The 26111-nt window shown below is 66.5% G+C and carries 16 protein-coding genes and 2 pseudogenes; 10 read left to right on the top strand and 8 right to left on the bottom strand.

All coding sequences use genetic code 11. The features are described 5' to 3' along the window. Positions 1-36: 36 nt before the first annotated feature. Together AGI3411_RS18140 and glnE are read right to left on the bottom strand one after the other, a co-directional pair. A complete protein-coding gene (locus AGI3411_RS18140) occupies positions 37-711 on the bottom strand; it encodes an epoxyqueuosine reductase QueH (RefSeq protein WP_129528744.1) in 675 nt (224 codons plus the stop codon). 74 nt (positions 712-785) lie between these two features. After that, positions 786-3566: a bifunctional [glutamate--ammonia ligase]-adenylyl-L-tyrosine phosphorylase/[glutamate--ammonia-ligase] adenylyltransferase gene (glnE, locus tag AGI3411_RS18135; RefSeq protein WP_129528743.1), complete on the bottom strand. Its 2781-nt coding sequence runs from the start codon at positions 3564-3566 to the stop codon at positions 786-788. Positions 3567-3770: 204 nt separating this feature from the next. On the opposite strand from glnE, the gene AGI3411_RS18130 reads away from it, so the two are divergent. Next, positions 3771-7394, top strand: coding sequence for a YhdP family protein (locus AGI3411_RS18130; protein WP_129528742.1), 3624 nt, complete (start codon positions 3771-3773; stop codon positions 7392-7394). A gap of 130 nt (positions 7395-7524) precedes the next feature. Here AGI3411_RS18130 and rho read toward each other — a convergent pair whose 3' ends face one another. Continuing rightward, complete coding sequence (rho, locus tag AGI3411_RS18125) at positions 7525-8784, bottom strand: transcription termination factor Rho (RefSeq protein ID WP_006218533.1); 1260 nt, start codon at positions 8782-8784, stop codon at positions 7525-7527. A 117-nt stretch (positions 8785-8901) separates the two neighbouring features. Continuing rightward, positions 8902-9228, bottom strand: coding sequence for a thioredoxin TrxA (gene trxA / locus AGI3411_RS18120; RefSeq protein ID WP_088145935.1), 327 nt, complete (start codon positions 9226-9228; stop codon positions 8902-8904). Positions 9229-9557: 329 nt separating this feature from the next. On the opposite strand from trxA, the gene parE reads away from it, so the two are divergent. From parE to AGI3411_RS18100, 4 genes are read left to right on the top strand one after another with little or no spacing between them, the layout of a single operon-like run. After that, on the top strand, positions 9558-11519 hold the full coding sequence (gene parE / locus AGI3411_RS18115; protein ID WP_165359203.1) for a DNA topoisomerase IV subunit B: 1962 nt from the start codon (positions 9558-9560) through the stop codon (positions 11517-11519). Beyond that, entirely contained in the window at positions 11519-12124 is a 606-nt protein-coding gene (locus AGI3411_RS18110) for a YcxB family protein (RefSeq protein ID WP_129528741.1), read from the top strand. Before parE ends, AGI3411_RS18110 begins: the two co-directional genes overlap by 1 nt. A 35-nt stretch (positions 12125-12159) precedes the next feature. After that, positions 12160-14484, top strand: coding sequence for a DNA topoisomerase IV subunit A (parC, locus tag AGI3411_RS18105; RefSeq protein ID WP_129528740.1), 2325 nt, complete (start codon positions 12160-12162; stop codon positions 14482-14484). Between the two features lie 7 nt (positions 14485-14491). Beyond that, positions 14492-15709 (top strand): DUF418 domain-containing protein, encoded by a 1218-nt coding sequence (locus AGI3411_RS18100; protein WP_244240382.1) that lies wholly within the window; start codon positions 14492-14494, stop codon positions 15707-15709. Here the strand turns inward: AGI3411_RS18100 and AGI3411_RS18095 are convergent. The 4 genes and pseudogenes from AGI3411_RS18095 to AGI3411_RS18080 form a co-directional block, all read right to left on the bottom strand. Next, positions 15710-18329: pseudogene (locus AGI3411_RS18095) on the bottom strand (TRAP transporter permease). A 140-nt stretch (positions 18330-18469) separates the two neighbouring features. After that, entirely contained in the window at positions 18470-19474 is a 1005-nt protein-coding gene (locus AGI3411_RS18090; RefSeq protein ID WP_129528739.1) for a TAXI family TRAP transporter solute-binding subunit, read from the bottom strand. Positions 19475-19636: 162 nt separating this feature from the next. Beyond that, a pseudogene (locus tag AGI3411_RS18085) lies at positions 19637-20978 on the bottom strand (aspartate aminotransferase family protein). Between the two features lie 44 nt (positions 20979-21022). After that, positions 21023-21958, bottom strand: a complete 936-nt coding sequence (locus tag AGI3411_RS18080) for a MurR/RpiR family transcriptional regulator (RefSeq protein WP_129528738.1) — start codon at positions 21956-21958, stop codon at positions 21023-21025. 261 nt (positions 21959-22219) lie between these two features. Between AGI3411_RS18080 and AGI3411_RS18075 the strand changes: the two genes are divergently transcribed. The 5 genes from AGI3411_RS18075 to thpD all read left to right on the top strand — a co-directional run bounded on the left by AGI3411_RS18075 (position 22220) and on the right by thpD (position 26097). Then, entirely contained in the window at positions 22220-22768 is a 549-nt protein-coding gene (locus AGI3411_RS18075; RefSeq protein WP_129528737.1) for a MarR family winged helix-turn-helix transcriptional regulator, read from the top strand. Continuing rightward, positions 22765-23325, top strand: a complete 561-nt coding sequence (gene ectA / locus AGI3411_RS18070) for a diaminobutyrate acetyltransferase (protein WP_129528736.1) — start codon at positions 22765-22767, stop codon at positions 23323-23325. The genes AGI3411_RS18075 and ectA overlap by 4 nt, the downstream gene beginning before the upstream one ends. Positions 23326-23446: 121 nt before the next feature. Continuing rightward, positions 23447-24754: a diaminobutyrate--2-oxoglutarate transaminase gene (gene ectB, locus AGI3411_RS18065; RefSeq protein ID WP_129528735.1), complete on the top strand. Its 1308-nt coding sequence runs from the start codon at positions 23447-23449 to the stop codon at positions 24752-24754. Then, positions 24751-25155 carry an ectoine synthase gene (locus tag AGI3411_RS18060; RefSeq protein ID WP_129528734.1) on the top strand — a complete coding sequence of 135 codons (405 nt, stop codon included), beginning with the start codon at positions 24751-24753 and terminating at the stop codon, positions 25153-25155. The genes ectB and AGI3411_RS18060 overlap by 4 nt, the downstream gene beginning before the upstream one ends. 15 nt (positions 25156-25170) lie before the next feature. After that, positions 25171-26097, top strand: coding sequence for an ectoine hydroxylase (thpD, locus tag AGI3411_RS18055; RefSeq protein ID WP_129528733.1), 927 nt, complete (start codon positions 25171-25173; stop codon positions 26095-26097). Positions 26098-26111 lie beyond the last annotated feature (14 nt).

Below are 26111 nucleotides of genomic sequence, written 5' to 3'. Positions count from 1 at the left end.
GGGCGCTTTCCAGGGCGGGCCGCCCCGGCCGGCCGATCAGAGCTGTTCGTCGTTGATCAGGTCTTCTTTGCCGTAGAACTTCACGCCGATGTAGATGCGGTCGCGGCCTTGCGAGCGACGGTGGCGGTTGGTGTCGCGCAGCGAATAGACGCAGCCGCAATATTCCTGCTGATAGAAATTCTCGCGTTTGCTGATTTCGATCATGCGGGACGAGCCGCCGCCTTTGCGCCAGTTGTAGGTCCAGTAGACCAGGTCGTCGTAGCGGGCCGCGGCGCGCTCGCCGCAGCCGTTGATCTGGTTCATGTCCTTCCAGCGCGAGATGCCCAGCGAGCTCGTGATCGTGTCGAAACCGTGCTCGTGCGCATAGAGCGCGGTGCGCTCGAAACGCATGTCGAAACAGACCGTGCAGCGCTCGCCGCGTTCGGGCGAATCTTCCAGACCCTTGACGCGGTCGAACCAGTTGTCCATGTCGTAGTCGGCGTCGATGAACTCGATGCCGTGCTGTTCGGCGAACCGGATGTTCTCCTGTTTACGGATTTCGTACTCTTTGACCGGATGGATATTCGGGTTGTAGAAGTAGATCGAGTAATCGATGCCCGAGGCCGTCATGGCCTCCATGACTTCACCGGAACAGGGCGCGCAGCACGAGTGCAGCAGCACTTTGCTGCGGCCGGTGGGCAGGTCGAGTTGGGGGCGCACGAGATCGGACATGGCTTGCGGACAGGAAAATTCGGAAAACCCCTTATTTTACGACGAGTTGCCGCGAGCGCGGTGCCCGGCGGCGCTCATCCCAGTACCGCCGTCCAGAGCTCGCGTACGGCGGCCCGCTCGTCCTGCAGCTGATCGGGCGCGACGCGCGCCTTTTCCACCCCTTGCAGGCGCAACTGGTGCTGGGCGCGGCGCAGCGTGCGATAGGCGTCGCCGGCGCGGGCGGCAAGTTCCGGCGCGATCAGGCCCGCCTCGCCCGCCAGCCGCAGCAGCGCGATGTTGCCCAGATTGCGCACCAGTTCCGGGTGCGTGCCCGAATGGCAGAGCACCAGGTACTGGGTGACGAATTCCACGTCGACCATGCCGCCCCGATCATGTTTCAGGTCGAATAGCTGGCTGGTGTTGGGATGGCCCGCGTTGATCTTTTCGCGCATCGCCAGCACCTCGTCGCGCAGCGCCGCGGCGTCGCGGGGCAGCACCAGGATGTCTTCGCGGATCCGTTCGAACCGGGCGCCGATGCCGGCATCGCCGGCGGCGTGGCGTGCGCGGGTCAGCGCCTGGTGCTCCCAGGCCCAGGCGTGCTTGTGCTGGTATTGCTCGAAGGCTTCGACGGAGACCGCCAGCAGGCCGGCGTCGCCGTCCGGCCGCAGGCGCAGGTCCACCTCGTACAGCCGGCCCGAGGACGTCATGGTCGAAAGCCAGGAGGTCATGCGCCGGCCCAGCTTGGCATAGACCTCGGCGGCATCCTCGCGCGGGTCGTCGAACAGGAACACCAGGTCCAGGTCTGAGGCATAGCCCAGTTCCTTGCCGCCCAGCTTGCCGTAGGCAATCACGGCGAAACGGGCGGCGGCGCCTTCCTGGCGGTTCACCAGCGGCCAGGCGCGGCGGATGGTTTCGGTCAGCAGGAGGTCGGCCAGCGCGGACAGCTGGTCGGCCAGTTTTTCCACGGTGAGCTCGCCTTCCAGGTCCTGCGCCAGCAGCTGGAAACTGGCCTGGCGCTGCACGTCGCGCATCAGGTTCATTTGCCGTTCGATGTCGGGATCGCCGTCAGGCAGGCGGCACGCGTCCAGGTCCGCGGTCAGCTGGCGCGCGATCTGGACGAAGTCCAGCGGTTCGAACAGGGTGCGCCAGTCGATCAGGCTGTCGAGCAGCAGGGGATGCTGCGTCAGGTACTGGGCGGCCCAGGGGCTGGCGGCGACCATGCGGGCGACGCGGGCCAGGGTGTCCGGGTACTCGGCCAGCAGGGCCAGGTAGGCGCTGCGCTGCGCGATCTTTTCGATCAGGTCGAACAGGCGCACGGTGGCCTCCAGCGGGGCCGGGGTCTGCAAAGCGGCGCGCAGCGCGGCGGGCAGCAGCACGTCCATCCGCTTGCGGCTGCTCTCGGGCAGACTGCGCACCCGATGGCTGTTGAGCAGGGTTTCGGTGCGGCGCAACAGGTCTTGCCCGGCATCGCCGAAGGCTTGCCGGATCTGTTGGGCCAGTTCGCTGTTGCCGTCCGTATCGTCCTCGCAGGACGAGGGTTCGGTTGCGCCCGGCGCGGGCGGCGGGTCCTCGGTTTCGCCCATGCCCATGATGCGGAACACGTTGCGGAACGTCTGCGACACGAATTCGCGGTGCGCGGCCAGCGTGCTTTCGAAGTCTTCGGGGCTCATGCCCAGCGCCGCGGCCAGGTCGGCGCGCTGCGCGGGATCGCCCGGCAGCAGATGGGTTTGCGCGTCCTCGCGGTACTGCAGGGCATGTTCGGTGCGCCGCAGGTAGCGGTAAGCTTCCTCCAGGCGCCGGGCGTCTTGCTCGGGCATCAGGCCCGCGACGCTTTCCGCATGCAGCGCTTCCAGCAGGCCGCGCTTCTGCAGGGCGGGCATGCGGCCGCCGCGGATCAGCTGGGCAAGCTGCACCACGAATTCAATCTCGCGGATGCCGCCGTCGCCCAGCTTGATGTTGTTCGCGCTGTCGATGCCGCTGCGCGCCTGGGCGCGCCGCTGCCAGTCCTGGCGGATGCGTTCTCGCAGGGCGCGCAGGGCGGCCAGGGCATCGAAATCGAAATACTTGCGGTAGACGAAGGGCACGCGCAGGCTTTCCAGCTGCCGCGCCTGGGCGGCGCTATCGCTGCCTTCGAACGCCTGGGCCGGCATCAGCCGCGCCTTGAGCCACGCATAACGTTCCCATTCGCGGCCCTGGCCGATCAGGTAGTGCTCCAGCGCGTCCAGGCTCCATGCCAGGGGGCCGGAATCGCCATCGGGGCGCAGCCGCAAGTCGGTCCGGAAGACCTGCCCGTCGGCGTCCACTTCCGACAGCACGGGCATCATGCGCCGCGTCAGGCGGCCGTAGAACTCGTGGTGGCTGATGCGGCGCGGGCCGTCGGTCTCGCCTTCCTCGCCGTACAGCATGATCAGGTCGATGTCGGAGGACACGTTCAGTTCGCAGCCGCCGAGCTTGCCCATGCCCACGATCAGCATTTCCTGCGGTTTGCCGGTGGCGGGGTCCCGGGGCACGCCGTGGACGGCGGCCAGGTCGGCCGCCACGCTGCGGTACGCCGCGGCCACGGCGGCATCGGCCAGCGCGGTCATGGCGCCCACGACTTCCTCGATCGGGGCGTTGCCAGCCAGGTCGCGCACGATGAGGGTGTTGAAGATGCGTTCGCGCAGTTTGCGCAATACCCTGCGGCAGGCGTCGACGGGCAGCACATCAGGCGCGCCAGGCCCGGCCAGCTCGGTCTGCCATTCGGCGATGCGGGCGGGCGTGACCGGCTGGAGCACGGCCTGTTCGAGCCAGACAGCCAGATCCGGATGGGCGTCGAGTCGGCGGCGCAGATAGCCGGACCAGGCAAGGGCGGGGGCGGGCAGGGAGGGCGTGGACATGGCGAAAGGGGCGGCGGAATAGGCTCGTTTCAGGTATAAGTGGGGACGATACCGCAAGACAATTCTCCTGCCCACTGATCCGTGTCTGTTTCAAAAAAGGCCCCCACATCGGACCCGCAAAGCGGGCCTGTCGCCCCCAATGGGGGCCGTTCGTCCTGGGCTGGCCCGGCGGCAAGAAAAACGATCTGCTGCCTGTTCTGGGTGGTGCTGGCCGTTTATGGCGTCGCGGCCGTCGGCGTGCTGGGCGTGCGCTATTGGGTTCTTCCAAGAATAGACCAATGGCGGCCCCAGATCGAAGCCTACGCCAGCAAGGCGCTGGGCTCGCGGGTTGCGATCGGCGCCATTCAGGCGGACTGGCAGGGGCTGAATCCCCGGCTGGACCTGACGTCCGTGCAGGTCTACGACGACGAGGTCGACCCGGTGCTGACCTTGCCGTCCGTCTCCGCCGTGATGGGCTGGCGCAGCATCCTGGCGCTGTCCCCCAAGCTGGCGAGGCTGCAGGTCGAACGGCCCGAGATTACGCTGCGGCGCGATGCTTCGAACCATCTGTGGGTGGCGGGCCAGGACATCGACCTGAATGCCAGCGAGCATGGCTCCGACCTGAACCATCCCGCCTTGCGCTGGCTGGCCGCGCAGCGGGAGCTGCGGGTCCGCGGCGCCACCATCCGCTGGCAGGACGACCTGCGCCAGGCGCCCGCGCTGACGCTCTCGGGGGTGGATTTCCTGGCGCGCAACGGCAGCCTGTCGCATCGTTTCGTGCTCCGGGCCGCCGCCGGCGATGCGCTGGCGCGCAAGATCGAACTGCGCGGCGAATTCAACCGCAGCCTGTTCGCGGTGAACGCCGCGAATCCCGGCAACTGGAGCGGTCAGCTCTATGCCCAGGTGGACGATGCAGAGCCGCTGGCCTGGGCGCCGTGGTTCGACCTTCCCACCGTGGTGGGCCGCCTGAGCGCGCGCGCCTGGCTGCAGCTCGAACGGGGCAAATTCACGGTGCTGACCGCGGATACGGCAGTGCGTGGCGCGCGTTGGGCGGCTGCGCCGGATGGCCCCGGCTTCCGGGCGGGCTATGCGCAAGCGCGTATCCAGGGCCTGCCCGGCGATTTCGTCCAGCTTGACGATGTGCCGCTGGCGCGCAGCCCGGGGGCCGCGGACCTGTCCATCACCGGAAAGGCCGAGCAACTGGCCGTGACGCTGCCGGGCGTGTTCGCCGATCCCACGCTGAACGCGCGCGAGATCGAGCTAGACGCCAGCATCAAGGGGCCGGATGCGAAACACTGGTTCGTGGACGTCGCCCAATTGCACCTGGCCAACGACGACATCGACGTGCGCTTGCAGGGCCAATGGCAGCGCGAAGGCAAGACGGCGGCGGGCAGCGTCGACATGCGCGGCACGATGGTCCGCGGCTCCATGCCCGCGATCCACCGCTACCTGCCGCTGGAGGTCAACGCGGATGCGCGCGAATGGCTGGCAACCGGCCTGCCGGCCGGCGAGATGCAATCCGCCTCCATCACGCTCAAGGGCGACCTGGACGATTTCCCCTACGCCGATCCCGCCTCGCAGGGCGAGTTCGTCATTGCGGGCGCGTATACCGGCGCCAAGGTCGACTACGCGCCGGCGCGGGGGCACAGCAAGGGCTGGCCGATGCTGGAGAACCTGTCCGGCAGTTTCCGCATCGACAAGGTCAGCCTGACGCTGGACAGCCCGGGCGGCGCGGTGGCGCATGTGGGCCCGGGCCAGACCGTGACGCTGGGGGCCGTTTCCGCCACCATTCCCAACATGGAGGAAAACTCCGAATTGCTGCTCAATGGGGAAACGTCCGGAACGGTGCCGGCGTACCTGGCGCTGTCGGCGAATTCGCCCTTGGGGGCCCTGCTGGACGGCGCCCTGGAAGAGGCCCGGGGAACCGGCGACTGGCGGGTGGGCCTCAAGCTGAAAGTGCCTTTGCTGAATACCGACGATACGCAGGTCCAGGGGCGCATCCGCTTTGCTGACAACAGTTTCACGTTCATGCCAGAAATGCCCTTGCTCAGCCAGATGCACGGAGACCTGGAGTTTTCGGAGAAGGGCGTCGAGACCAAGGAGATCCGGGCGCAATTCCTGGGCGGCCCCGCCAGGATCTCCGGCCGGCTGGTCCAGGGTTCGGACGCGTTGCGGTTCGAGGGCACGCTGGCGGGGCCGGCGCTGACCCAGTTGAGCAATACGCCGTCGATGTCGCGCTTTTCGGGCAAGGCCGCCTACAAAGGCAAGGTGGGCTATCAGCGGGGCGGCGCGGTGGATATCTCCGTCGAGTCCGATCTGGTGGGGATGGCCATCGACATGCCCGCCCCGGTGGGCAAGCCGGCACAGGCGTCGCAGTTGCTGAAAGTGCAATGGTCGCCCGCCCAGGACCGGGGCGCCCAGAACCGCCGCTGGCTGACGGCCAGCCTGGGCGACGGGGTCAATGTGCTGCTCGAGCGTGCCCCGTCCGAGGGTGCGCCGTCCTATTTCGCGCGCGGCGCATTGGGCATCGGCCGTCCGGCCAGCCTGCCGGAGCGGGGCGTGAGCCTGAACGCCAGCCTGCCGGAACTGGACCTCGACGCCTGGGAAAAAGTGTCCGACGGCTTCAGCCCAGCCGCCGGCAAGGGCGGCGCCAAGGGCAAGGCCGCCGCCCGGCCGATGCTGCCCGCGGCCGAGCGTATCAGCCTGGCGACGGGCTTGTTGCGCACCGGCGGCTACTCCCTGAACGACCTGACGCTGTACGCCACGCGGCCCGGGCCGGCGCAATGGCGCGTGGAACTGCAGTCCCGCCAGGCTGCGGGTTCGCTGGAATGGCGGGAGGCGTCGGGCGCCATCGCCGGGCAGATTACCGCGCGCCTGAAGCACCTGTCGCTGGCCGGCGAGGGCGACACCAACGACGCGGACGAGGCCTTGTCGTCCACCAGCGATCTGTCGGACATCCCCGCGATAGACCTGCAGGCCAAGGAATTCCGGCTCTATGGCAAGAACCTGGGCGAGCTTCAGGTGCAGGGCACCAACCTGGAACGCGGCCGCCAATGGCGGCTGGACAAGCTATCCATCGTCAATGAGGCGGCTTCCCTGAACGCGACGGGCAACTGGCGGCTGGAGGGCGCGGACCGGGGGCTGACCGTTGACGCGTCGGTGAAGTACGACGACATCGGAAAGTTCATGGACCGCATCGGCTTCGAGAAGGTGGTCTCCGCCGGGCAGGGCACGATGACGGGCAAGGCGACGTGGCGCAACCTGCCCTGGACCCACAAGATCGAAGACCTGGCGGGCGAGGTCGACGTCAGCCTGGACAAGGGCCGCTTCATGCACGTCAATTCCCGCACGGCCCGATTGCTGGAACTGCTGTCCCTGCAATCGCTGCAACGGCTGGCGCGGCTGGACGTGAATCCGACCAATCTGCTGCGCGACGGCTTTCCCTTCGACACCATACGCGGCCGGGTGAACGTCAAGGACGGCGTGGCGTCCACGGAAGGCTACAAGATCAACGGACCCGTCGCCGCGATCGTGCTGGCGGGGGGCGTCAACATCATCCGGGAACGCTGGGATCTGAAAGCGGTGGTGATTCCCAACCTGGATGCCAGCGGCGCGGCCATGGTGACGGCGCTGGCGGTCAATCCGCTGATCGGCCTGGGCGCATTCGTGACGCAGTGGCTGCTGAAGCAGCCGCTGGCGCGCGCCATGACCATGGAATACGCCGTGACAGGCAGTTGGGACGACCCGAAAATCGAGCCGATCGACTCGGCCGGCAAGTCCGTGGCCGCGGACAAGCAGACGAAGCGCCCCGAGGCGCCCGGCAAGCTGGAAGACTTCCTCGGGAACTAAGCCCTCGGCCGAGCGCCGGTCCCAAGGCAATAAAAAGAGGATGTTCCAAGAGCCAGGCCGCACGGAGCCGGCTCGGCCGGTCCGTAGCGGCGCCCCCCTGGGGGGGAAGCGCGCAGCGCTTCGGGGGGGATCACTTCTTCTTCATCATGTCGAAGAATTCGGCGTTGGTCTTGGTGGCGCGCATCTTGTCCAGGATGAATTCCATGGATTGGACTTCGTCCATGTCGTGGATGAACTTGCGCAGCACCCAGACCTTCTGCAGCAGATCCGGAGCGATCAGCAGCTCTTCGCGGCGGGTGCCCGACTTGTTCAGGTTGATCGACGGGTAGACGCGCTTTTCGGCCAGGCGGCGCTCGAGGTGGACTTCGGAGTTGCCGGTGCCCTTGAACTCTTCGTAGATGACTTCGTCCATGCGGCTGCCGGTTTCGATCAGCGCCGTGCCCAGGATGGTCAGCGAACCGCCTTCTTCCAGGTTGCGGGCCGCGCCGAAGAAGCGCTTGGGACGTTGCAGGGCGTTGGCATCCACGCCACCGGTCAACACCTTGCCGGAGGCCGGCACCACGGTGTTGTAGGCGCGCGCCAGACGGGTGATCGAGTCCAGCAGGATCACGACGTCTTTCTTCATTTCGACCAGGCGCTTGGCCTTCTCGATGACCATTTCCGCGACTTGCACGTGGCGGGTGGCGGGTTCGTCGAAGGTCGACGCCACCACTTCGCCGCGCACCGTGCGTTGCATTTCGGTCACTTCCTCGGGGCGCTCGTCCACCAGCAGGACGATCATGACCGCGTCGGGGTAGTTCGTGGTGATGGCGTGCGCGATGTGCTGCATCATCACCGTCTTGCCGGACTTGGGGCTGGCGACGATCAGGCCGCGCTGGCCCATGCCGATGGGGGCGAAGACGTCCAGAATGCGGCCCGTGAGGTTTTCCTCGCTCTTGATGTCGCGTTCCAGGCGCATGGTCCGGTTCGGATGCAGCGGCGTCAGGTTTTCGAACATGATGCGATGCTTGATCGCTTCGGGCGCCACGCCGTTGACCTTGTCCACCTTCACCAGGGCGAAATAGCGCTCGCCATCCTTGGGCGTGCGCACTTCGCCTTCGATCGAGTCGCCGGTATGCAGGTTGAAGCGGCGGATCTGCGAAGGAGAGATATAGATATCGTCCGTGCTGGCCAGATACGAGGTCTCGGGCGAGCGCAGGAAGCCGAAGCCATCGGGGAGGACTTCAAGCACGCCGTCGCCGAAGATCTGCTCGCCCTGTTTGGCGCGCCGTTTCATGATGGCGAACATCAGTTCCTGCTTGCGCAGGCGGTTGGCGTTCTCGATTTCCAGGCCGGCGGCCATTTCCAGCAGCTGCGAGACGTGCAGCGCCTTCAGTTCGTTGAGGTGCATCGCGGTGAGTGTTGGGGGAAAAGTAAAGGAGGGTTCTGGCGGCGCGCCACGGACGGGCTCGCGCGGTATTGAATGAGCGCCGCCACCTGGACGGCGCCTTCGTTCACAGCACGCAGTTTACAACGCGCCGTCCAGGAATGCGGTGAGTTGCGACTTCGACAGCGCGCCAACTTTGGTGGCGGCGGCTTGGCCGTCTTTAAAGAGCATAAGGGTGGGAATGCCACGGATGCCGTACTTGGCGGCGGTGCCCTGGTTTTCGTCCACGTTCAGTTTGGCGATCGTCAGGCGGCCGGCGTATTCGCTGGCGACTTCTTCCAGGATTGGGGCAATCATCTTGCAGGGGCCGCACCAGGCAGCCCAGTAGTCCACCAGCACCGGCTGGCCGGACTTCAACACATCGGCATCGAAGCTGGCGTCACTGACGTTCTTGATTTGGTCGCTCATGATGGTGATTCTCGGTTCGGCAGCAAAAGGCGCGCAAAAAAAGGATGCGCCTTGCCGTTGTTCTTGTTTGTGGAATGGATTAAAGCATACCACTGTCAATAACAACAGGCACTACCACTGTTAATAACAACAGGGTTTGCCGGATTTGTGTAGGATGTTGCGGCGCAGTTGTCGCGATCCGGGCCGTGTGGCCCCGATGCGCCGGCTGTGATTGTCGTCATCCTACCGAATTCGGAGGTGGTCAGGTCGTGCGCATCCCACCGGGAGCCGCGCAGAACCTGGGCTTATCCGTAAAATGTCGGTTTTTTTCCACAGATGTTGGGGATAACTTGGCCACTCCACGTTACACCGAGGCGTCCATTCGCGTCCTGAAGGGGCTGGAGCCCGTGCGCCAGCGCCCGGGCATGTACACCCGAACCGAAAACCCCCTGCACGTCGTGCAGGAGGTCATTGATAACGCCGCAGACGAGGCATTGGCCGGCTACGGCAAGCAGATCCAGGTCACGCTGCACGCGGACGGCAGCGTTTCCGTCGAGGACGACGGGCGCGGCATTCCCGTCGGCCTGCATCCCGAAGAACACGCTCCCGTCGTGGAACTGGTGTTCACCCGCCTGCACGCGGGCGGCAAGTTCGACAAGGCGGGCGGCGGCGCCTACGCCTTCTCCGGCGGCCTGCACGGCGTTGGCGTTTCCGTCACCAACGCCCTGGCTACGCGCCTGGAAGTCGTGGTGTGGCGCGATGGCGCGGTCAACCGTCTGGTTTTCAAGGGCGGCGATGTCGCCGAGCCCCTGGCGCCCTACGACCAGGGCGGCCGCAAGAAGTCCGGCACCCGCGTGCGCGTCTGGCCGGACGCCAAATACTTCGACAGCCCCAACATTCCACTGGGCGAGCTGACGCATCTGTTGCGCAGCAAGGCCGTGCTGCTGCCCGGCGTGAAGGTGTCCCTCATCAACGAGAAGACCGGCGACACCCGCACCTGGCAGTACCAGGACGGCTTGCGCGGCTATCTGTCCGAGGCGCTGTCGGGGGCCGAGCTGATGGTGCCGTTCTTCGAGGGCCAGCAGTACGCCGGCGCCGACCACGAGAATTTCGCCGAAGGCGAGGGCGCCCAATGGGTGGTGGCCTGGACGGAAGACGGCAATGCCGTGCGCGAGTCCTACGTCAACCTGATTCCCACGCCGGCCGGCGGCACCCACGAGTCCGGCCTGCGCGAAGGCCTGTTCGGCGCGGTCAAGGGCTTCGCCGAACTGCACAGCCTGCTGCCCAAGGGCGTGAAGCTGCTGCCCGAGGACGTCTTTGCGCGCGCAAGCTTCGTGCTGTCGGCCAAGGTGCTGGACCCGCAATTCCAGGGCCAGATCAAAGAGCGCCTGAACAGCCGCGACGCGGTGCGCCTGGTGGGCGGCTTTTCCAAGAGCGCGCTCGACTTGTGGCTGCACAGCAACGTCGAGTACGGCAAAAAGCTGGCCGAACTGGCCATTCGCCAGGCGCAGGCGCGCCAGCGCTCCGCGCAGAAGGTGGAAAAGCGCAAGAGTTCGGGCGTGGCCGTGCTGCCGGGCAAGCTGACCGATTGCGAATCCAGCGATTCGTCGCGCACCGAGGTGTTCCTGGTCGAGGGCGACTCCGCCGGCGGCTCCGCCAAGATGGGCCGCGACAAGGAATTCCAGGCCATCCTGCCGCTGCGCGGCAAGGTGCTCAATTCCTGGGAAGTGGATCGCGACCGGCTGTTCGCCAACAACGAAATCCACGACATTTCCGTCGCTATCGGCGTGGACCCGCACGGCCCCGGCGATACGCCGGACCTGTCCGGCCTGCGCTACGGCCGCATCTGCATCCTGTCCGACGCGGACGTCGACGGATCGCACATCCAGGTGCTGCTGCTGACGCTGTTCTACAAGCATTTCCCCAAGCTGGTGGAAGCCGGGAACGTCTATGTGGCCAAGCCGCCGCTCTTTCGCCTGGACGTACCCGCGCAGGGCAAGCGCCCGGCGCGCAAGATCTACTGCCTGGACGAAGGCGAACTCGAGGCCGCGCAGGACAAGCTGCGCAAGGAAGGCGTGCGTGAAGGCGCCTGGGCGGTCAGCCGCTTCAAGGGCCTGGGCGAAATGAATCCCGAGCAGCTGTGGGAAACCACCATGAACCCGGACACGCGCCGCCTGCTGCCGGTGGGCTACGGCGACCAGACTCCCGAAGATACCACCCGCATGTTCGACATGCTGATGGGCAAGGGCGAGTCCTCGCAGCGCCGTTCCTGGATCGAAGAAAAGGGCAACCTGGCGGAGCTGGACATCTGATGGCCGGATCCGCGTCCGGGCAGGCCCGCATGGACGTCGACCTGACGGCCGACGACTATGCCGACTTCGCCGTCTACGTGTACAAACGCCCGGAGCTGCGCCGCCGCCGCTACCGGTCGCACCTGCGCTTCGCCATCCTGATGGTCGTGGCGCTGCTGGCCTATCTGGTCTGGCAGACCTGGGATGGCAAGGGCCCGAACTGGGGTCAACTGCTTCCGGTGTATTTCCAGGGGCTGGCGGTGGGGCTGGGCATCCTCGCGGTGCTGGCGCTGGCCTACGAATACGTGCTGCCCGCCCTGGTGAAAATGAACACGCGGCGCATGCTCGCCAGGCAGCCCGACGACCTCTTCCTGGGGCGGCATCAGCTGGATTTCGGCCCCGAGGGCATTTCGGATTCCACCGCCGCGGCCTCTGGGCGCATGGACTGGTCCGATGTGCGGCGGGTCGAAGAAACCCCGGAACACCTCTACGTCATTCTCGGCACCCTGCAGGGCGTGATCATTCCCAAGCGCGGCCAGGACGCGGCCACGCTGGACGCGGTGCGCGGCCAACTGCGCGCGCATGTCGCCGACACGCAGCTGATGCCGTCCGCGCAGGCGCATTGACGCCGTTTCGATGAATTTGTCTACCTGAAACCATCATGACCGACAGCAATCAACCCGGCCTGTTCGACCCCACCCCGCCCGATGGCGAGGGCGATGCCGCCATCACCCTGGCGCGCTACGCGGAACAGGCCTATCTGGACTACGCCGTTTCCGTGGTGCGGGGCCGCGCCCTGCCGGACGTCGGCGACGGGCAGAAACCCGTGCAGCGCCGCATCCTGTTCGCCATGCAGGCGATGGGCCTGTCCGCCGGCGCCAAGCCGGTGAAGTCCGCACGCGTCGTGGGCGACGTGCTGGGCAAGTACCACCCGCACGGCGACCAGGCCGCCTATGACGCCATGGTGCGCATGGCGCAGGATTTTTCGCTGCGCTACCCGCTGATCGACGGCCAGGGCAACTTCGGCTCGCGCGACGGCGACAACGCGGCCGCCATGCGTTATACGGAAGCCCGCCTGACGCCCATCGCCAAACTGCTGCTGGACGAGCTGGACGAGGGCACCGTGGATTTCGTGCCCAACTACGACGGCAGTCAGCAAGAGCCCCAGATGCTGCCGGCGCGGCTGCCCGTGATGCTGCTCAACGGCGCCTCGGGTATCGCGGTCGGCATGGCCACCGAAATTCCGCCGCACAACCTGCGCGAAGTGGCCCAGGCCTGCGTGGCGCTCATCCGCCATCCCCAGATGCCGGACGCCGAGCTGCACGCGCTGGTTCCCGGCCCGGACTTCGCGGGCGGCGGCCAGATCATCACCCCGCCCGAGGACATCGTCCAGATCTACTCGTCCGGCCGCGGTTCGCTGAAAGTGCGCGCCCGCTGGCAGTTCGAGGAAATGGCACGCGGCCAGTGGCAGTTGGTGGTCACCGAACTGCCGCCGGGCACGTCAGGCCAGAAGGTGCTCGAAGAAATCGAGGAAATCACCAATCCCAAGGTCAAGACCGGCAAGAAGAGCCTGACGCCCGAGCAGACCCAGGCCAAGGCGGTCATGCTGAACCTGCTGGACGCGGTACGCGACGAGTCGGGCAAGGACGCCGCGGTGCGCCTGGTCTTCGAACCCAAGACCTCGCGCGTGGACCGCGACGAATTCGTCAACACGCTGCTGGCGCAGACCAGCATGGAAAGCAGCGCGTCGATCAACCTGGTGTGCATCGGCACCGACGGCCGGCCGCGCCAGAAGGGCCTGCGCGACATCCTGGTCGAATGGCTGGCGTTCCGCACCAATACCGTGGTACGCCGCACGCGCTTCCGCCTGGACAAGGTCATCGACCGCATCCACGTGCTGGAAGGCCGGATGGTCGTCTATCTGAACGTGGACGAAGTGATCCAGACGATCCGCGAATCGGACGAGCCGCGCGCCGCGCTGATGGAACGCTTCAAGCTGTCCGAGCGGCAGGCCGAGGACATCCTCGAAATGCGCCTGCGCCAGCTGGCCCGCCTGGAAGGCTTCAAGATCGAGCAGGAACTGGCCGACAAGCGCAAAGAGCAGCTCAACCTGCAGGAATTGCTGGACAATCCTTCCGCGCTCAAGCGCCTCCTGATCAAGGAGATCGAGGCCGACGCCAAGCAATACGGCGACGACCGCCGCACGCTGATCGAAACGGCGGAGCGCGCCGTGCTCGAAACCAAGGTGCTGGACGAACCGGTCACCGTGGTGGTGTCGCAGAAGGGCTGGCTGCGCGCCCGCCAGGGCCACGGCCACGACGCCGCGCAATTCGGCTTCAAGCAGGGCGATGACCTGTACGGCGCGTTCGAGTGCCGCACCACCGACACGCTGATCGCCGTGGGCGACAACGGCCGCGTCTATTCCGTGCCGGTTTCCGGCCTGCCTTCGGCGCGCGGCGACGGCCAGCCGGTCACCACCATGATCGACCTGGGGTCGGGCACGCGCATCGTCCACACGATCGCCGCGGCCGCCGACAGCCGCTGGCTGCTGGCGACGCGCGGCGGTTACGGCTTCGCGGCCAAGCTCTCCGACATGGTCAGCCGGCAGCGCGCGGGCAAGCAGTTCATCACGCTGGAAGAAGGCGACGAGCTGCTGCGTCCGGTGCCGCTGTTCGCGGGCGCCATCCAGCTTGCGCTGCTGTCGCACAAGGGCAAGTTCCTGGTCTTCGGCCTGGACGAAGTCAAGAACCTGTCGGGCGGCGGACGCGGCACCATCCTGATGGGCCTGGATGCCTCCGACAAGCTGGAGCAGACCGTGCCCATCGGCGCGGGCGGCCTGCGCGCGACGGGCATCTACCGCAACAAGCAGACCGAGGACATCCTGGCGGGCGAGGCGCTGGCGCCCTACGTCGGCAAACGCGCCCGCAAGGGACGCGCGCTGGACGTCCGGCCCAAGCAGCCCGTGTTGTCTCCGGTACTGGGCTAGCCCGGCAATGCGCGTCCAACCGGCGGCCGGCGCCATGGGGGCTTCCGAGCGGCTGGCCCAGGTGGACGCGCTTCGCGGCTTTGCGCTGTTCGGCATCCTGGTGGTCAACATCGGGGTGTTCGCCTCGCCGTTCTACGGCGCCGGTGTCGCCGATCCGGTGTACTCGCGGCCCTTGGACCTGGCCGTGCGATGGCTGATCGCCTGGCTGTTCGAGACCAAGTTCTACCTGTTGTTTTCGTTCCTGTTCGGCTATAGCTTCACCTTGCAGATGGCGACCGCGGAACGCGGCGAGGCCGCGTTCACGCCCCAGTTCCTGCGCCGGCTGGCGGGGCTGGCCGTGCTGGGCGGCGCGCATGCCGTGCTTTTCTATCAGGGCGACATCCTCCTCACATACGCGTTGCTGGGCCTGGGGCTGCTGCTGTGCCGGCGCATGGACCCAGGGCGGGCGCTGCGCATCGCGCTGTGGCTCATCGTGCTGGCGTCCCTGGTATGGGCCTTGCTGGGCGCGCTGGCCTTCCTGGACCCGGTGCCTGCCGATTACTCGGCACAGTACCGGGCGGATGCGCTGTCGGCCATCGAGGCTTATCGGGGCACCATCGGCACGACCATCGCCCAGCACGTGAAAGAACTGCTCGAGGCCGTCTGGTTCACGGTGCTTTTCGTGCAGGGGCCGTTCGTCTTCGCCATGTTCCTGGCCGGCTACGCGCTGGGCCGCCGCGAGGCGCTGGTCGATCCCTGGCGCCAGCCGCGCGCGCTGGGCTTGCTGTGCGCACTGGGGTTGCTGCCGGGCCTTGCCGGCTCGGCGGTGTATGCCACGACCGCGCTGCCTTTCGCGGGCTCGGCCTGGGAATTGCCGGGGCTGGCGGCCGATCTGCTGACCGCGCCGCTGCTCAGCATGTCATATGCCGCGGCGTTCCTCCTGGCCTGGCGTACGCGGCTGGGCGGGTGGCTCGGCGCCGTGCTCGCGCCAGCGGGGCGCATGGCGCTGACCAATTACCTGATGCAGTCCATCGTCTGCGCCTTCATTTTCACCGCCTGGGGCTTGCGGCTGTTCGCCACGGTGTCGCCGCTGGCGGCCTTCGGAATGGCCGCGGCCATTTTCGCGGCGCAGCTACCGCTGTCCGCCTGGTGGTTGCGGCGGCATGCCTACGGCCCGGTGGAGTGGTTCCTGCGCGCGCTCACCATTGGCGCCTGGCCGGCCTGGCGGCGCGCGCGGGCCGGCTGATCAGGCCGGCGTCGTGTGCAACCGGCGAGCGGGGGCGCCGCCGTCCCGACGCCCCTGGCGCACCCACATGCCTGCCAGCAACAGCAGCGCGGGCACGTACACCCAGAATTCGGACCAGCGTTGCGGGTTCGGCATTTTCACCTCGACCACGTCCCAGCCCTGTTCCCAGCCGGCGCGCTGGGCGCGGCTGCCGAAGCGCAAGCCGCCGATCTGCGTCTGGTCGCCCAGGCTCATCAGCGTCAGGCCGGCTTCGGCCAGGCGCTTGCGGCCCGCGTCCGGCGCGCCGGCATCCCCCGACAGCTCGGACAGGGCGACGGCGACGGTCTTGGTCAGTTCGTCGCCTTCCAGATTGATCCCGCGCAGCACGACGGTCAGGCGGCCGTTGTCCGGCAGCGTGGCGGCGATAGCCTGCAATTCGGATACCGGACGGCTCTCGTGGCGCGCCGCAAAATGGTCCATGAACCAGTCCGGGCGAAAGAGCATGAACGTCACCAGCAGTAGGACGCCGACTTCGAGCAGCGTGCAGCGCGTGCGGAACCACCTCATGGTGGCCGCGGCGAAGGTCAGCGAGGCCAGGGTGGCGCCCGTCACGACCAGCGCCAGCTCCCAGCCGTAGTTGACGTCGATCAGCAGTAGCATGGGGTTGAACACGAACATGAACGGTAGGATGGCCGTGCGCGCCGCGTAGATGACGCCCTGAATGCCGGTCTTGATCGGGTCCTCGCCCGAGATCGCGGCGGCCGCGAAGGTGGCCAGGCCCACCGGCGGCGTGATGTCCGCCATGATGCCGTAGTAGAAAACGAACATGTGGACCGCGATCAAGGGGATGACCAGCCCGCTCTGGGCGCCCAGCTCCACCACCACCGGCGCCATCAGCGTCGCCATCAGGATGTAGTTGGCCGTCGTGGGCATGCCCAGGCCCAGGATCAGGCACACCAGCGCCGTGAAGATCAGCATCAGCAGCACGTTGCCCATCGACACCAACTCGACGAACGCCGTCATGCGCAGGCCCAGGCCGGTCAGGGTGATGGCGCCGACGATCAGCCCCGCGGTGCCGCAGGCGATGGCGATGCCGATCATGTTGCGGGCGCCGTCCTCCAGGCCGCCGATGGCGTCGCGCCAGCCCTGGCGCCAGGCTGGCCCCGCCGGCTGCTGGCGGAACCACGCGATCAGCGGGCGCTGCGTCACCATCTGGAACAGCATCGCCATCGCCGCCCAGAACGCGGACAGGCCCGCGGAAAGCTCCTCAACGCTCAGGCACCAGACCAGGATGCCGATGGGGATCAGGAAATACAGCCCGGCGCGCACCGTCGGCCAGGGCTGCGGCCGCACCGGATGGTTGATGTCGATATCCTGCGGCAGGTCGGGGTGGCGCGCCGCAATGCGCAGCAGCCACAGATAGAGCGCCGCCAGGATGGCCAGCAGCAGCCAGGTGGCGGCGGCGCCCGCCAGCGCCTGTATGCCCGGTGCCGATCCAGTAAACCGCGCCCATGACCACCAGCGTGCCGCTGATGCCCATGCCCCAGCCTGCCAGCTTCTGCAGCGGCGTGCGCGAAGGGCCGGAGGCCATCATCGGCTGGATCCCGAGCTTCAGGGCTTCCAGGTGGACGATGTAGAAGAGGGCGATGTAGGAAATCGCGGCTGGCAGGATCGCGTGACGGATGATGTCGGTATAGGGGATGCCGACGTATTCGATCATCAGGAAGGCGGCCGCGCCCATGACGGGCGGCATGATCTGGCCGTTGACCGACGAGGAGGTTTCGATCGCGCCGGCGCGCACGCCGCCGTATCCGGCCTTCTTCATGAGCGGAATCGTGAAGATGCCGCCCGTCACCACATTGGCCACCGATGACGCCGATACCAGGCCGTTGACCGCGGAGGACACCACGGCCACCTTGGCCGGGCCGCCCCGGAGGTGACCCAGCAGCGCGAACGACACCTGCATCATGTAGTTGCCGGCGCCGCACTTGTCCAGCATGGAGCCCAGCAGCACGAAGATGAAGATGTACGACACCGACACCCCAAGCGCCACGCCGTAGACGCCTTCGGTGGTGAGCCACATATGGGACATCAGGCGTTCCAGCGACGCGCCACGATGCGCCAGCACGTCGGGCAGCCAGGGACCGGCCAGCGCGTAGGCGACGAACACCAGGCCCAGCACCGTCATGGGCAGGCCCAGCGCGCGCCGCGTCACTTCCAGCAGCAGGGCCAGGCCGATGGCCGCCGTGGCCACGTCCATCGTCGTGGGCTGCCCGGGGCGGCCGGCGAGCTCGTTATAGAACAGGTACAGATAGCTGCCGCAGAAGCCGGCCGTCAGCGCCAGCGCCCAGTCGTACCAGGGCATGCGGTCGCGCGCGGACCGTTTGCTGGCCGGATACGCGAGGTAGCCCAGGAACATGGCGATGCCCAGGTGCAGGGCGCGCGCCTCGGTGTCGTTGAAAATGCCCCAGTTCAGCGCGAACGGCAGCGGGGAGGCGTACCAGAGCTGAAAAACGGACCAGATCAGCGCGCCCACGGCCAGCGTGGCGCCTGCAACGCCACCGACGTTGCGGCCTCCGCGGTCGGCGTCTGCGACCAGCTGTTCCAGGTCCGGGGCCGGCGAGTGCGGCTCTTTTGTCATGAAATTCCCCTACGTGTCATAGCGCGCGCCATGGAACGGCGCGCGTTGTGTCCCTGCGCGCGTCAGAGGCGCCCAAGGGCGGCAGCCGCGGGGTTGCGCGTGGCGCCCCCCGCGGTTGCCGGGCAAGCGGCCGGGCAGCTTTAGAGCAGGCCCTTTTCCTTGAAGTACTTCTCGGCGCCCGGATGCAGGGGCGCCGACAGCCCGTTCTTCACCATGTCGGCGGCCTTCAGGTTGGCGAAGGCCGGGTGCAGCTTTTTGAAGTCGTCGAAGTTGTCGAATACGGCCTTGACCACGGTATAGACGGTGGCGTCCGGCACATCGGCCGACGTGACGAAAGTGGCGGTCACGCCGTACGTCTTGGTGTCGTCGGGGTTGTTCGGGTACAGCCCGCCCGGAATCGTGGCGTGGGCGTAGTAGGGGTATTTCTCGACCAGTTTGTCCACCGCGGGGCCGGTCAGCGACACGAGCTTGGCGCCGCAGCTGGTGGTGGGATCCTGGATGTTGGCCGACGGGTGGCCGACGCCATAGAAGAAGCCGTCGATCTTGCCGTCGCACAGCGCGGAGCCGTGCTCATCGGGGCGCAGTTCGGACGCCAGCGAGAAATCCTTCATCGTCCAGCCCATGGTGGCCAGCAGCTCTTCCATCGAGGCGCGGGTGCCCGAGCCGGGGTTGCCGACGTTGAAGCGCTTGCCTTTCAGATCCTCGAACGACTTGATGTTGGCCTCCTTGCGCGTCACAACGGTGAACGGCTCGGGGTGGATAGAGAAGACGGAGCGCAGCTTGGGATATGGACCCGCCTGCTTGAACTGGCCCTGGCCGTTATAGGCGTTGAAGCCGACGTCGGACTGCACGACGCCCAGGTCCAGCTCGCCAGCCTTGATGGTGTTGGCGTTGAAGACCGAACCGCCGGTCGATTCGACCGAGCAGCGGATGCCGTGGGTGGAACGATCCTTGTTGACGAGACGGCAGATGGCGCCGCCGGCGGCATAGTAGACGCCGGTGACGCCGCCCGTGCCGATACTGACGAACTTCTGTTGAGCGGCGGCAGGAGCCGGCGCCGCGGACAGCAATGCCGTGGCCAGGCCCGCCGCGGCGAGCGACCAGCCACTGCGATGGCCCAAGGGGTGTTTGACGGACGTGGTCATGCAAACTCCTTTTGGGGTTTTTCCCCGTGAGATTGCCGGTCTTTGCCGGCGGTTGGCGCATCCCGCGAGCCGCGGAACGCCCTGTGCGAATCGTCACGTACCCGCGCAAGGCGGGCGGAGGTGCGCAGCGGATTCCCCCCGCTGCGCCGGCAGGCGCCGCGCTTAGGCGCGCGTCTGCGCGATGGCGGCGTCGATGGCGCCGGCCAGGCGTTCGGTCAATTGGTCCAGTTCGTCTTCCGTGATGATGAAGGGGGGGCGCGAGCAGCACGTGGTCGCCCTGGCGGCCGTCGATGGTGCCGCCCATCGGATAGACCATCAGCCCGCGCGCCATGGCTTCGCGCTTGACACGCGCATGCAGCGAGAGCGCGGGGTCGAAGGTCTGCCTGGTTGCCCGGTCCTGCACGAGCTCGATGCCCATGAAAAGGCCCCGGCCCCGGATGTCGCCCACCTGCGGGTGGCCGCCCAGCGCGCGCTCGAGCCGTTCGCGCAGGCCGGCGCCTTGTTCGCGCACGCGCGCCAGCAGGCCGTCGCGGCGGATCACGTCCTGCACGGCGAGCGATGCCGCGCAGGCGACCGCATGGCCCAGATAGGTGTGGCCGTGCTGGAAAAAGCCGCTGCCTTGCTGCATCGCTTCCACGATGCGCCGTTGCGCCATCACGGCGCCGATCGGCTGGTAGCCGCCGCCCAGGCCCTTGGCGATGGTGATCAGGTCGGGCGTCACGCCTTCCTGTTCGATCGCGTACAGCGTGCCGGTGCGGCCCATGCCGCACATCACTTCGTCGGCGATCAGCAGCACGCCGTGGCGGTCGCACACTTCGCGCATGCGGCGGAAGTAGCCGGGTACCGCCGTAACCGCGCCCGCGGTGGCGCCGACCACGGGTTCGGCCACGAACGCCATGACCGTGCCGGGGCCCAGCCGTTCGAATGTCTGCTCCAGTTCCTGGGCCAGGCGTTCGCCGTACTGCTCGGCGCTTTCGCCGTCGCGCTGGTCGCGGTAGGCATAGCAGGGCGAGACGTGCTCCACCTCGATCAGCAGCGGCGCGAATTGCGCGCGGCGCCAGGCGTTGCCGCCCACCGCCAGCGCGCCCAGCGTATTGCCGTGGTAGCTCTGGCGCCGCGCCACGATGTGGCGGCGCTCGGGCTGGCCGATTTCGACGAAATACTGGCGGGCCATCTTCAGCGCGGCTTCCACGGCTTCCGAACCGCCCGACACGAAGTAGGCGTGCGAAATGCCCGCTGGCGCGTCGGCGACCAGGCGGTCGGCCAGGCGCTCGGCGACCTCGGTGGTGAAGAAGCTGGTGTGCGCGTAGGACAGCGCGTCGATCTGCGCATGCATGGCGGCCTGGATGTCGGGGTGGTTGTGCCCCAGGCAGGAAACGGCAGCGCCGCCCGAGCCGTCGAGATAGGCGCGGCCGGTGCTGTCATAGACCCACACGCCCTGGCCGCGTACGGCGACAGGGGGCGTCTGGCGTAGGGAACGATGCAGGACGTGGGTGTGGCTCATGGGGCGATTCCGCAATACAGGAGTTGAAGACGAATCGGGAGGCGTCAGGCCGCGGGCCGTCGGCCCCGGCCGCCGGCCCAGTAGATGTTGTCGGTAAGCAGGCGCTGTTCCACTTCGGTCAGGCGGCTGAGCACTTCGTCTCCGCCACGGGCCGTCAGGCGCGCGATCAGGTGTTCGGCCAGGCCCAGCAGGCCGGCGGTGGTGTGGAAGAACGATCCAGGGCCCTGGCGCGCCGGCCGCGCCTGCACGCCGTCGCGGTCCGGCGGGGCGAAGCGCAGCGTGTGGCGGGCGTCCACGGCCAGCGGCGACAGCGGATCGTCGGTCAGCGCGATGATCGCCACGCCGCGCTGGGCTGCCTGGCGCGCCAGCTGGACGGTGGCGGTTGGATAGGGGGCCTGCGAAATCACGATCAGCGCATCGCTGGCGCCCAGGTTGTCGGCCTGCTCGGCGGGCGCGCCGCCCAGGCCGTCGATCAGTACGCTGTTGCGGCGCACCAGTTGGTAGGCGTAGCGCATCTGGAAGGCAATGCCGAACGCGGAGCGGGTTCCCAGGAAACCGACCTGCCTGGCTTCCAGCAGGGTCTGTACCGCCGCATCGAAGGCCGAAGGCGGATTCAGCGCGCACACGGAACTCATGGCCTGGATCTGATATTCGGTCAGCACGTCGTGTCCGGGCGGCGCGGGCTCGCCCGCCGCGGCCTGCAGGGCGGCGGCACGGTCGCGCAGCCCCGGCTTTCCTTTGCCTGCCAACGCCTGCTGGAAGGGAAGGCGGAAATCCTCGTAGCTGGAGAACCCCACGGCCCGCGCCAGCCGCAGCATTGTGGCGGGCGCGACGCCCAGCGCCTGGGCCTGGCGCCGCATCGACCACAGCCCCACTTCGGCAGGGTGCGCCACCACCCACCGCGCCGCCCGCTGGAGTTCCGGGGGCAGGTGTTCCAGTTTTTCCTGGAGGGCGAGAAGCAGGTCCGACGGCAGGGACATATCAGGCGGTATCATGGAAAAAACACATGATAAATCTGCAAACAATGAAAAAACATATGTTTTTTGTAGGGGCTTCCCCTTATGGCTCGGAAGCAAAACCCCGCGATTGCGTCTCCGTCCGCAAGTCCACGAATCTTGCGGTCATCCACTGCAAATACGTATTCATTTATTTACATCGTGCGCCGGGGTTTTTGTTTGACTCAAATGGATCGTGCGCATATCATTTGTGTAGAAATGAATTTCAGCCAACCCACTTCTTCCATGACTGACGCCGCGAAATCCGATCCTGCACAGCAGTACGACCTGCGCATTTTGCGGGCCCTGCGCCGCATCACGCGTTCGATCGCGCTGCATTCGCGCCAACTGTCCGCCGTCAGTCATATCACCGCGCCGCAACTGATGTGCCTGCGCACCGTGATCGGCAATGGCCCCATGACGGCCACGGCGATCAGCCGCGAGATGCACGTCAGCCCCAGCACGGTGGTGGGCATCCTGGACCGCCTGGAAGACAAGGGCTTGATCCGCCGCGAACGCGGCCGCGAAGATCGCCGCATCGTGTTCGTCACGGCCACGGAAGCCGGGCGCGAACTGGCGCAAGGCGCGCCTTCGCCGCTGCAGAAACATCTGGCCGACGCGCTCAATGCGCTGCCGGAACTCGAACAGGCCACTATCACGCTGTCCCTGGAGCGCATCGTGACGCTCATGGAACAGGACGGCCAGGCCGCCGTCGACACGCATGGCGATGTGTCGTCGCCCATCCTTGAAGTGCCCACGGGCGGGGCACCCCCAGAATCGGGAATCGTCGCATGAAGAAAAACGAACTGGATAACCCAACTCTCTCAAGTGCCGTGGCGCCGGCGGTCAGCGCGCAGACCCATACCATGCGTCTGCCCGACCGCAAAGACGGCGCCGCCATCCACCGCCTCATTTCCGAGTGCCCGCCGCTCGACCTGAATTCCCTCTACGCGTACCTGCTCCTCGCTGAGCACTTCCGCGACACCTGCGTCCTGGCCGAAAGCAACGGCGGACGTATCGACGGTTTTATCTCCGCTTATGTGATCCCGACCCGGCCCGACGTTCTGTTCGTCTGGCAGGTCGCGGTGCACACCCGCGCACGCGGCCATCGGTTGGGCCGCTCCATGCTCCGCGAGCTCTTGCGCCGCAAGGGTCTCGAGCATGTCCGCTATCTCGAAACCACGGTGGGGCCTGACAACCAGGCATCGCGCCGCAGCTTTGCCGGCCTGGCCGGCGAACTGGGCGCCCACGTCTCCGAACAGCCGTTCTTCGACCGGCACCTCTTCGGCGGCGCGGACCATGACGACGAGATGTTGTTGAGGATAGGTCCGTTCGCCTTGCCGACCCCCTAGGGGTAGTGCAAGCCCAGCGGTCTTATCGATTACCGGGATGGTTGGCCGATCCGGATGCGCATACGCGTCCGGAGGGCGCTGGCCGTCTATCAACTTATGAGATGAAGGGAGGATTAATCATATGGACTTGAAAATCTTTGACCGGATGGAGTCGGAGGTGCGGGGCTACATCCGGTCGTTTCCCGTGATCTTCAGCCAGGCCAGGGGTTCGACGCTGATCGATGAGGACGGCACCGAGTACATCGATTTCTTCAGCGGCGCCGGCACCCTCAACTACGGCCACAACAATCCTGTTCTCAAGGAAAAGCTGCTGGAGTATGTGCAATCGGACGGGGTCGTCCATGGCCTGGACATGGCCACCAGCGCGAAGAAGCGTTTCCTGGAGACCGTGGAACGCGTGCTGCTCAAGCCGCGCAATTGGCAGTACACCTTGCAGTTCACCGGCCCGACGGGAACCAACGCGGTCGAGGCCGCGCTGAAGATCGCCAGGCAGGTCAAGGGGCGTCCGAACGTGATTTCGTTCACGCACGGCTTTCATGGCGTGAGCGGCGGCTCGCTGGCGGTGACCGCCAACATGAAGTTCCGCGAAGCCTCCGGCTATGCGCTGGGCAATACGACCTTCATGCCCTACGACGGATACTTCGGTCCGGACGTGGATACCATGGCCTATCTCGAACGTATGCTCGAGGATCCCAGCAGCGGCATGGACAAGCCCGCCGCCGTCATCGTGGAAACGGTGCAGGGCGAGGGCGGCGTCAACGTCGCCACCTTGCGCTGGCTGAAAGAGCTGGAAAAGCTCTGCAAGCGCCACGACATGCTGCTCATCGTGGACGACATCCAGGTCGGCTGCGGCCGGACCGGCACGTTCTTCAGCTTCGAGGCCGCGGGCATCCGGCCCGACATCATCACCTTGTCCAAGTCGCTGTCCGGTTTCGGGCTGCCGATGTCGCTGGTGCTGATGAAGCCCGAGCTGGACATCTGGAAGCCGGGCGCCCACAGCGGCACGTTCCGGGGCAACAACCTGGCCTTTGTCACGGCGACTCAGGCGCTGGAAACCTACTGGACCAACAGCGCCTTCACCGCCGACATCCAGCGCAAGGAGCGCCAGGTGCGCGACTGGCTGGAGAACCTGGTGCACAGCTACCCGAACGCCGGCCTGTCGGTGCGCGGCCGCGGCCTGATCCAGGGCCTGGTGTGCAACGCCACGCCCGCCCTGGCCAACCAGATCGCGCAGAACGCTTTCAAGAAGGGCGTCGTGATCGAAACCTCGGGAGCGCAGGACGAAGTGCTGAAGCTGCTGCCCGCGCTGACGATCGAAGAAGAGCTGCTGAGCAAGGGCCTGGAAGTGATCGAAGCCAGCGTCGCGGAAGCGCTCGCCGAAGAAGGGCAGTCCGCCCGCATCCTGAAATTTGGAGGAAAGCGTCAATGATCGTACGCAATGTCAAAGATGTGATCGGCACCGCCGATGAAGTCCGCACCGATACCTGGGTCAGCCGCCGCGTGCTGCTGAAGAAGGACGGGATGGGTTTTTCCTTCCACGAAACCACCATCTTCCCGGGCGGCCGCACCCATATCCACTACAAGAACCATCTTGAAGCGGTGTGGTGCATCGAGGGCGACGGCTCCATCGAAACCATTGCCGACGGAAAGAAGTACGACCTGGGGCCCGGCGTGGTCTATGCCCTGAACGAGAACGACGAGCACTGGCTGTGCGGCGGCAAGGAGCCGCTGCGCGTCATCTGCGTGTTCAACCCGCCGCTGACCGGCCAGGAAGTGCATGACAAGGAAGGCGTCTATGCGCTGCCCGAAGCCGAGGCCCAGGTCGCCTGATACAAGGAGGTTCGCATGATCTCACCTGCACAGGATCCGTACGCCTCGCGTACGGATCGAAGTTCCGCCATCATCGCCCGCCAGGATCCGGTGGTCTACGAGAACGGCCAGTACGCCAGCGCGCTGAATGCCGAGCAGCTCGGGCAGTACGAGCGCGAAGGTTTCATCCTGTTGGAAAACCTGTTCTCCGACGATGAAATCCGCGCGCTGTCCTCCGAGGTCGAGCGCATGACGCGCGATCCCTCGATCGTTCGCCGGGAAGAGTCCATTACCGAGCCGGGCAGCAACGCCGTGCGCTCTATCTTCATGGTGCACGTGCTCAATCCCATCCTGGCGCGCCTGGTGCGCGATCCCCGGCTGGTCAACGTGGCGCGTCAGATCCTCGGATCCGAGGTGTACATCCACCAGTCGCGCGCCAACATGAAGCCCGGCTTCAAGGGCAAGGAGTTCTACTGGCACTCCGATTTCGAGACCTGGCACGTCGAAGACGGCATGCCCTCGATGCGCGCCCTGAGCTGCTCGGTGCTGCTGACCGACAACAATGAGTGCAACGGCCCCTTGATGCTCGTGCCCGGATCGCACCGGCAGTTCATCTCGTGCGTGGGCGAGACGCCCAACGAGCATTACAAGCAGTCGCTGAAAAAGCAGGAGTATGGCGTGCCGGATCCGGTCAGCCTGCAACTGCTGGTGGAGCAGGGCGGCATCCGCTCCATGACGGCCAAGGCCGGTTCGGTGGTGTTCTTCGACTGCAACACGATGCACGGCTCCAACAGCAACATCTCGCCGTGGCCGCGCGCCAATGTGTTCATGGTCTACAACAGCATGGAGAACACCTTGAGTCCGCCCAAGTATGGGCTGACGCCGCGTCCGGAACATATCGCGACGCGCAAGGGGTTCAAGGCGGTCACGCCGCTGGACACGCTGAAGCTGGTCGGCGGTTGATCCGCCAGTAGGAA

It is taken from the genome of Achromobacter agilis (genome assembly GCF_900496965.1).
GTDB classification, from domain to species: domain Bacteria; phylum Pseudomonadota; class Gammaproteobacteria; order Burkholderiales; family Burkholderiaceae_B; genus Achromobacter; species Achromobacter agilis.
This window is presented reverse-complemented; position numbering and strand designations above follow the sequence as displayed.

Excerpts from the sequence above, each read along its gene's own strand:
- trxA (WP_088145935.1), bottom strand. The coding sequence starts at position 9,228 with ATGAGCGACCAAATCAAGAACGTCAGTGACGCCAGCTTCGATGCCGAT.
- AGI3411_RS18140 (WP_129528744.1), bottom strand. The coding sequence starts at position 711 with ATGTCCGATCTCGTGCGCCCCCAACTCGACCTGCCCACCGGCCGCAGC.
- glnE (WP_129528743.1), bottom strand. The coding sequence starts at position 3,566 with ATGTCCACGCCCTCCCTGCCCGCCCCCGCCCTTGCCTGGTCCGGCTAT.
- thpD (WP_129528733.1), top strand. The coding sequence starts at position 25,171 with ATGATCTCACCTGCACAGGATCCGTACGCCTCGCGTACGGATCGAAGT.
- AGI3411_RS18075 (WP_129528737.1), top strand. The coding sequence starts at position 22,220 with ATGACTGACGCCGCGAAATCCGATCCTGCACAGCAGTACGACCTGCGC.
- ectA (WP_129528736.1), top strand. The coding sequence starts at position 22,765 with ATGAAGAAAAACGAACTGGATAACCCAACTCTCTCAAGTGCCGTGGCG.
- parC (WP_129528740.1), top strand. The coding sequence starts at position 12,160 with ATGACCGACAGCAATCAACCCGGCCTGTTCGACCCCACCCCGCCCGAT.
- AGI3411_RS18060 (WP_129528734.1), top strand. The coding sequence starts at position 24,751 with ATGATCGTACGCAATGTCAAAGATGTGATCGGCACCGCCGATGAAGTC.
- AGI3411_RS18080 (WP_129528738.1), bottom strand. The coding sequence starts at position 21,958 with ATGTCCCTGCCGTCGGACCTGCTTCTCGCCCTCCAGGAAAAACTGGAA.
- ectB (WP_129528735.1), top strand. The coding sequence starts at position 23,447 with ATGGACTTGAAAATCTTTGACCGGATGGAGTCGGAGGTGCGGGGCTAC.
- AGI3411_RS18110 (WP_129528741.1), top strand. The coding sequence starts at position 11,519 with ATGGCCGGATCCGCGTCCGGGCAGGCCCGCATGGACGTCGACCTGACG.
- AGI3411_RS18090 (WP_129528739.1), bottom strand. The coding sequence starts at position 19,474 with ATGACCACGTCCGTCAAACACCCCTTGGGCCATCGCAGTGGCTGGTCG.
- AGI3411_RS18100 (WP_244240382.1), top strand. The coding sequence starts at position 14,492 with ATGCGCGTCCAACCGGCGGCCGGCGCCATGGGGGCTTCCGAGCGGCTG.
- rho (WP_006218533.1), bottom strand. The coding sequence starts at position 8,784 with ATGCACCTCAACGAACTGAAGGCGCTGCACGTCTCGCAGCTGCTGGAA.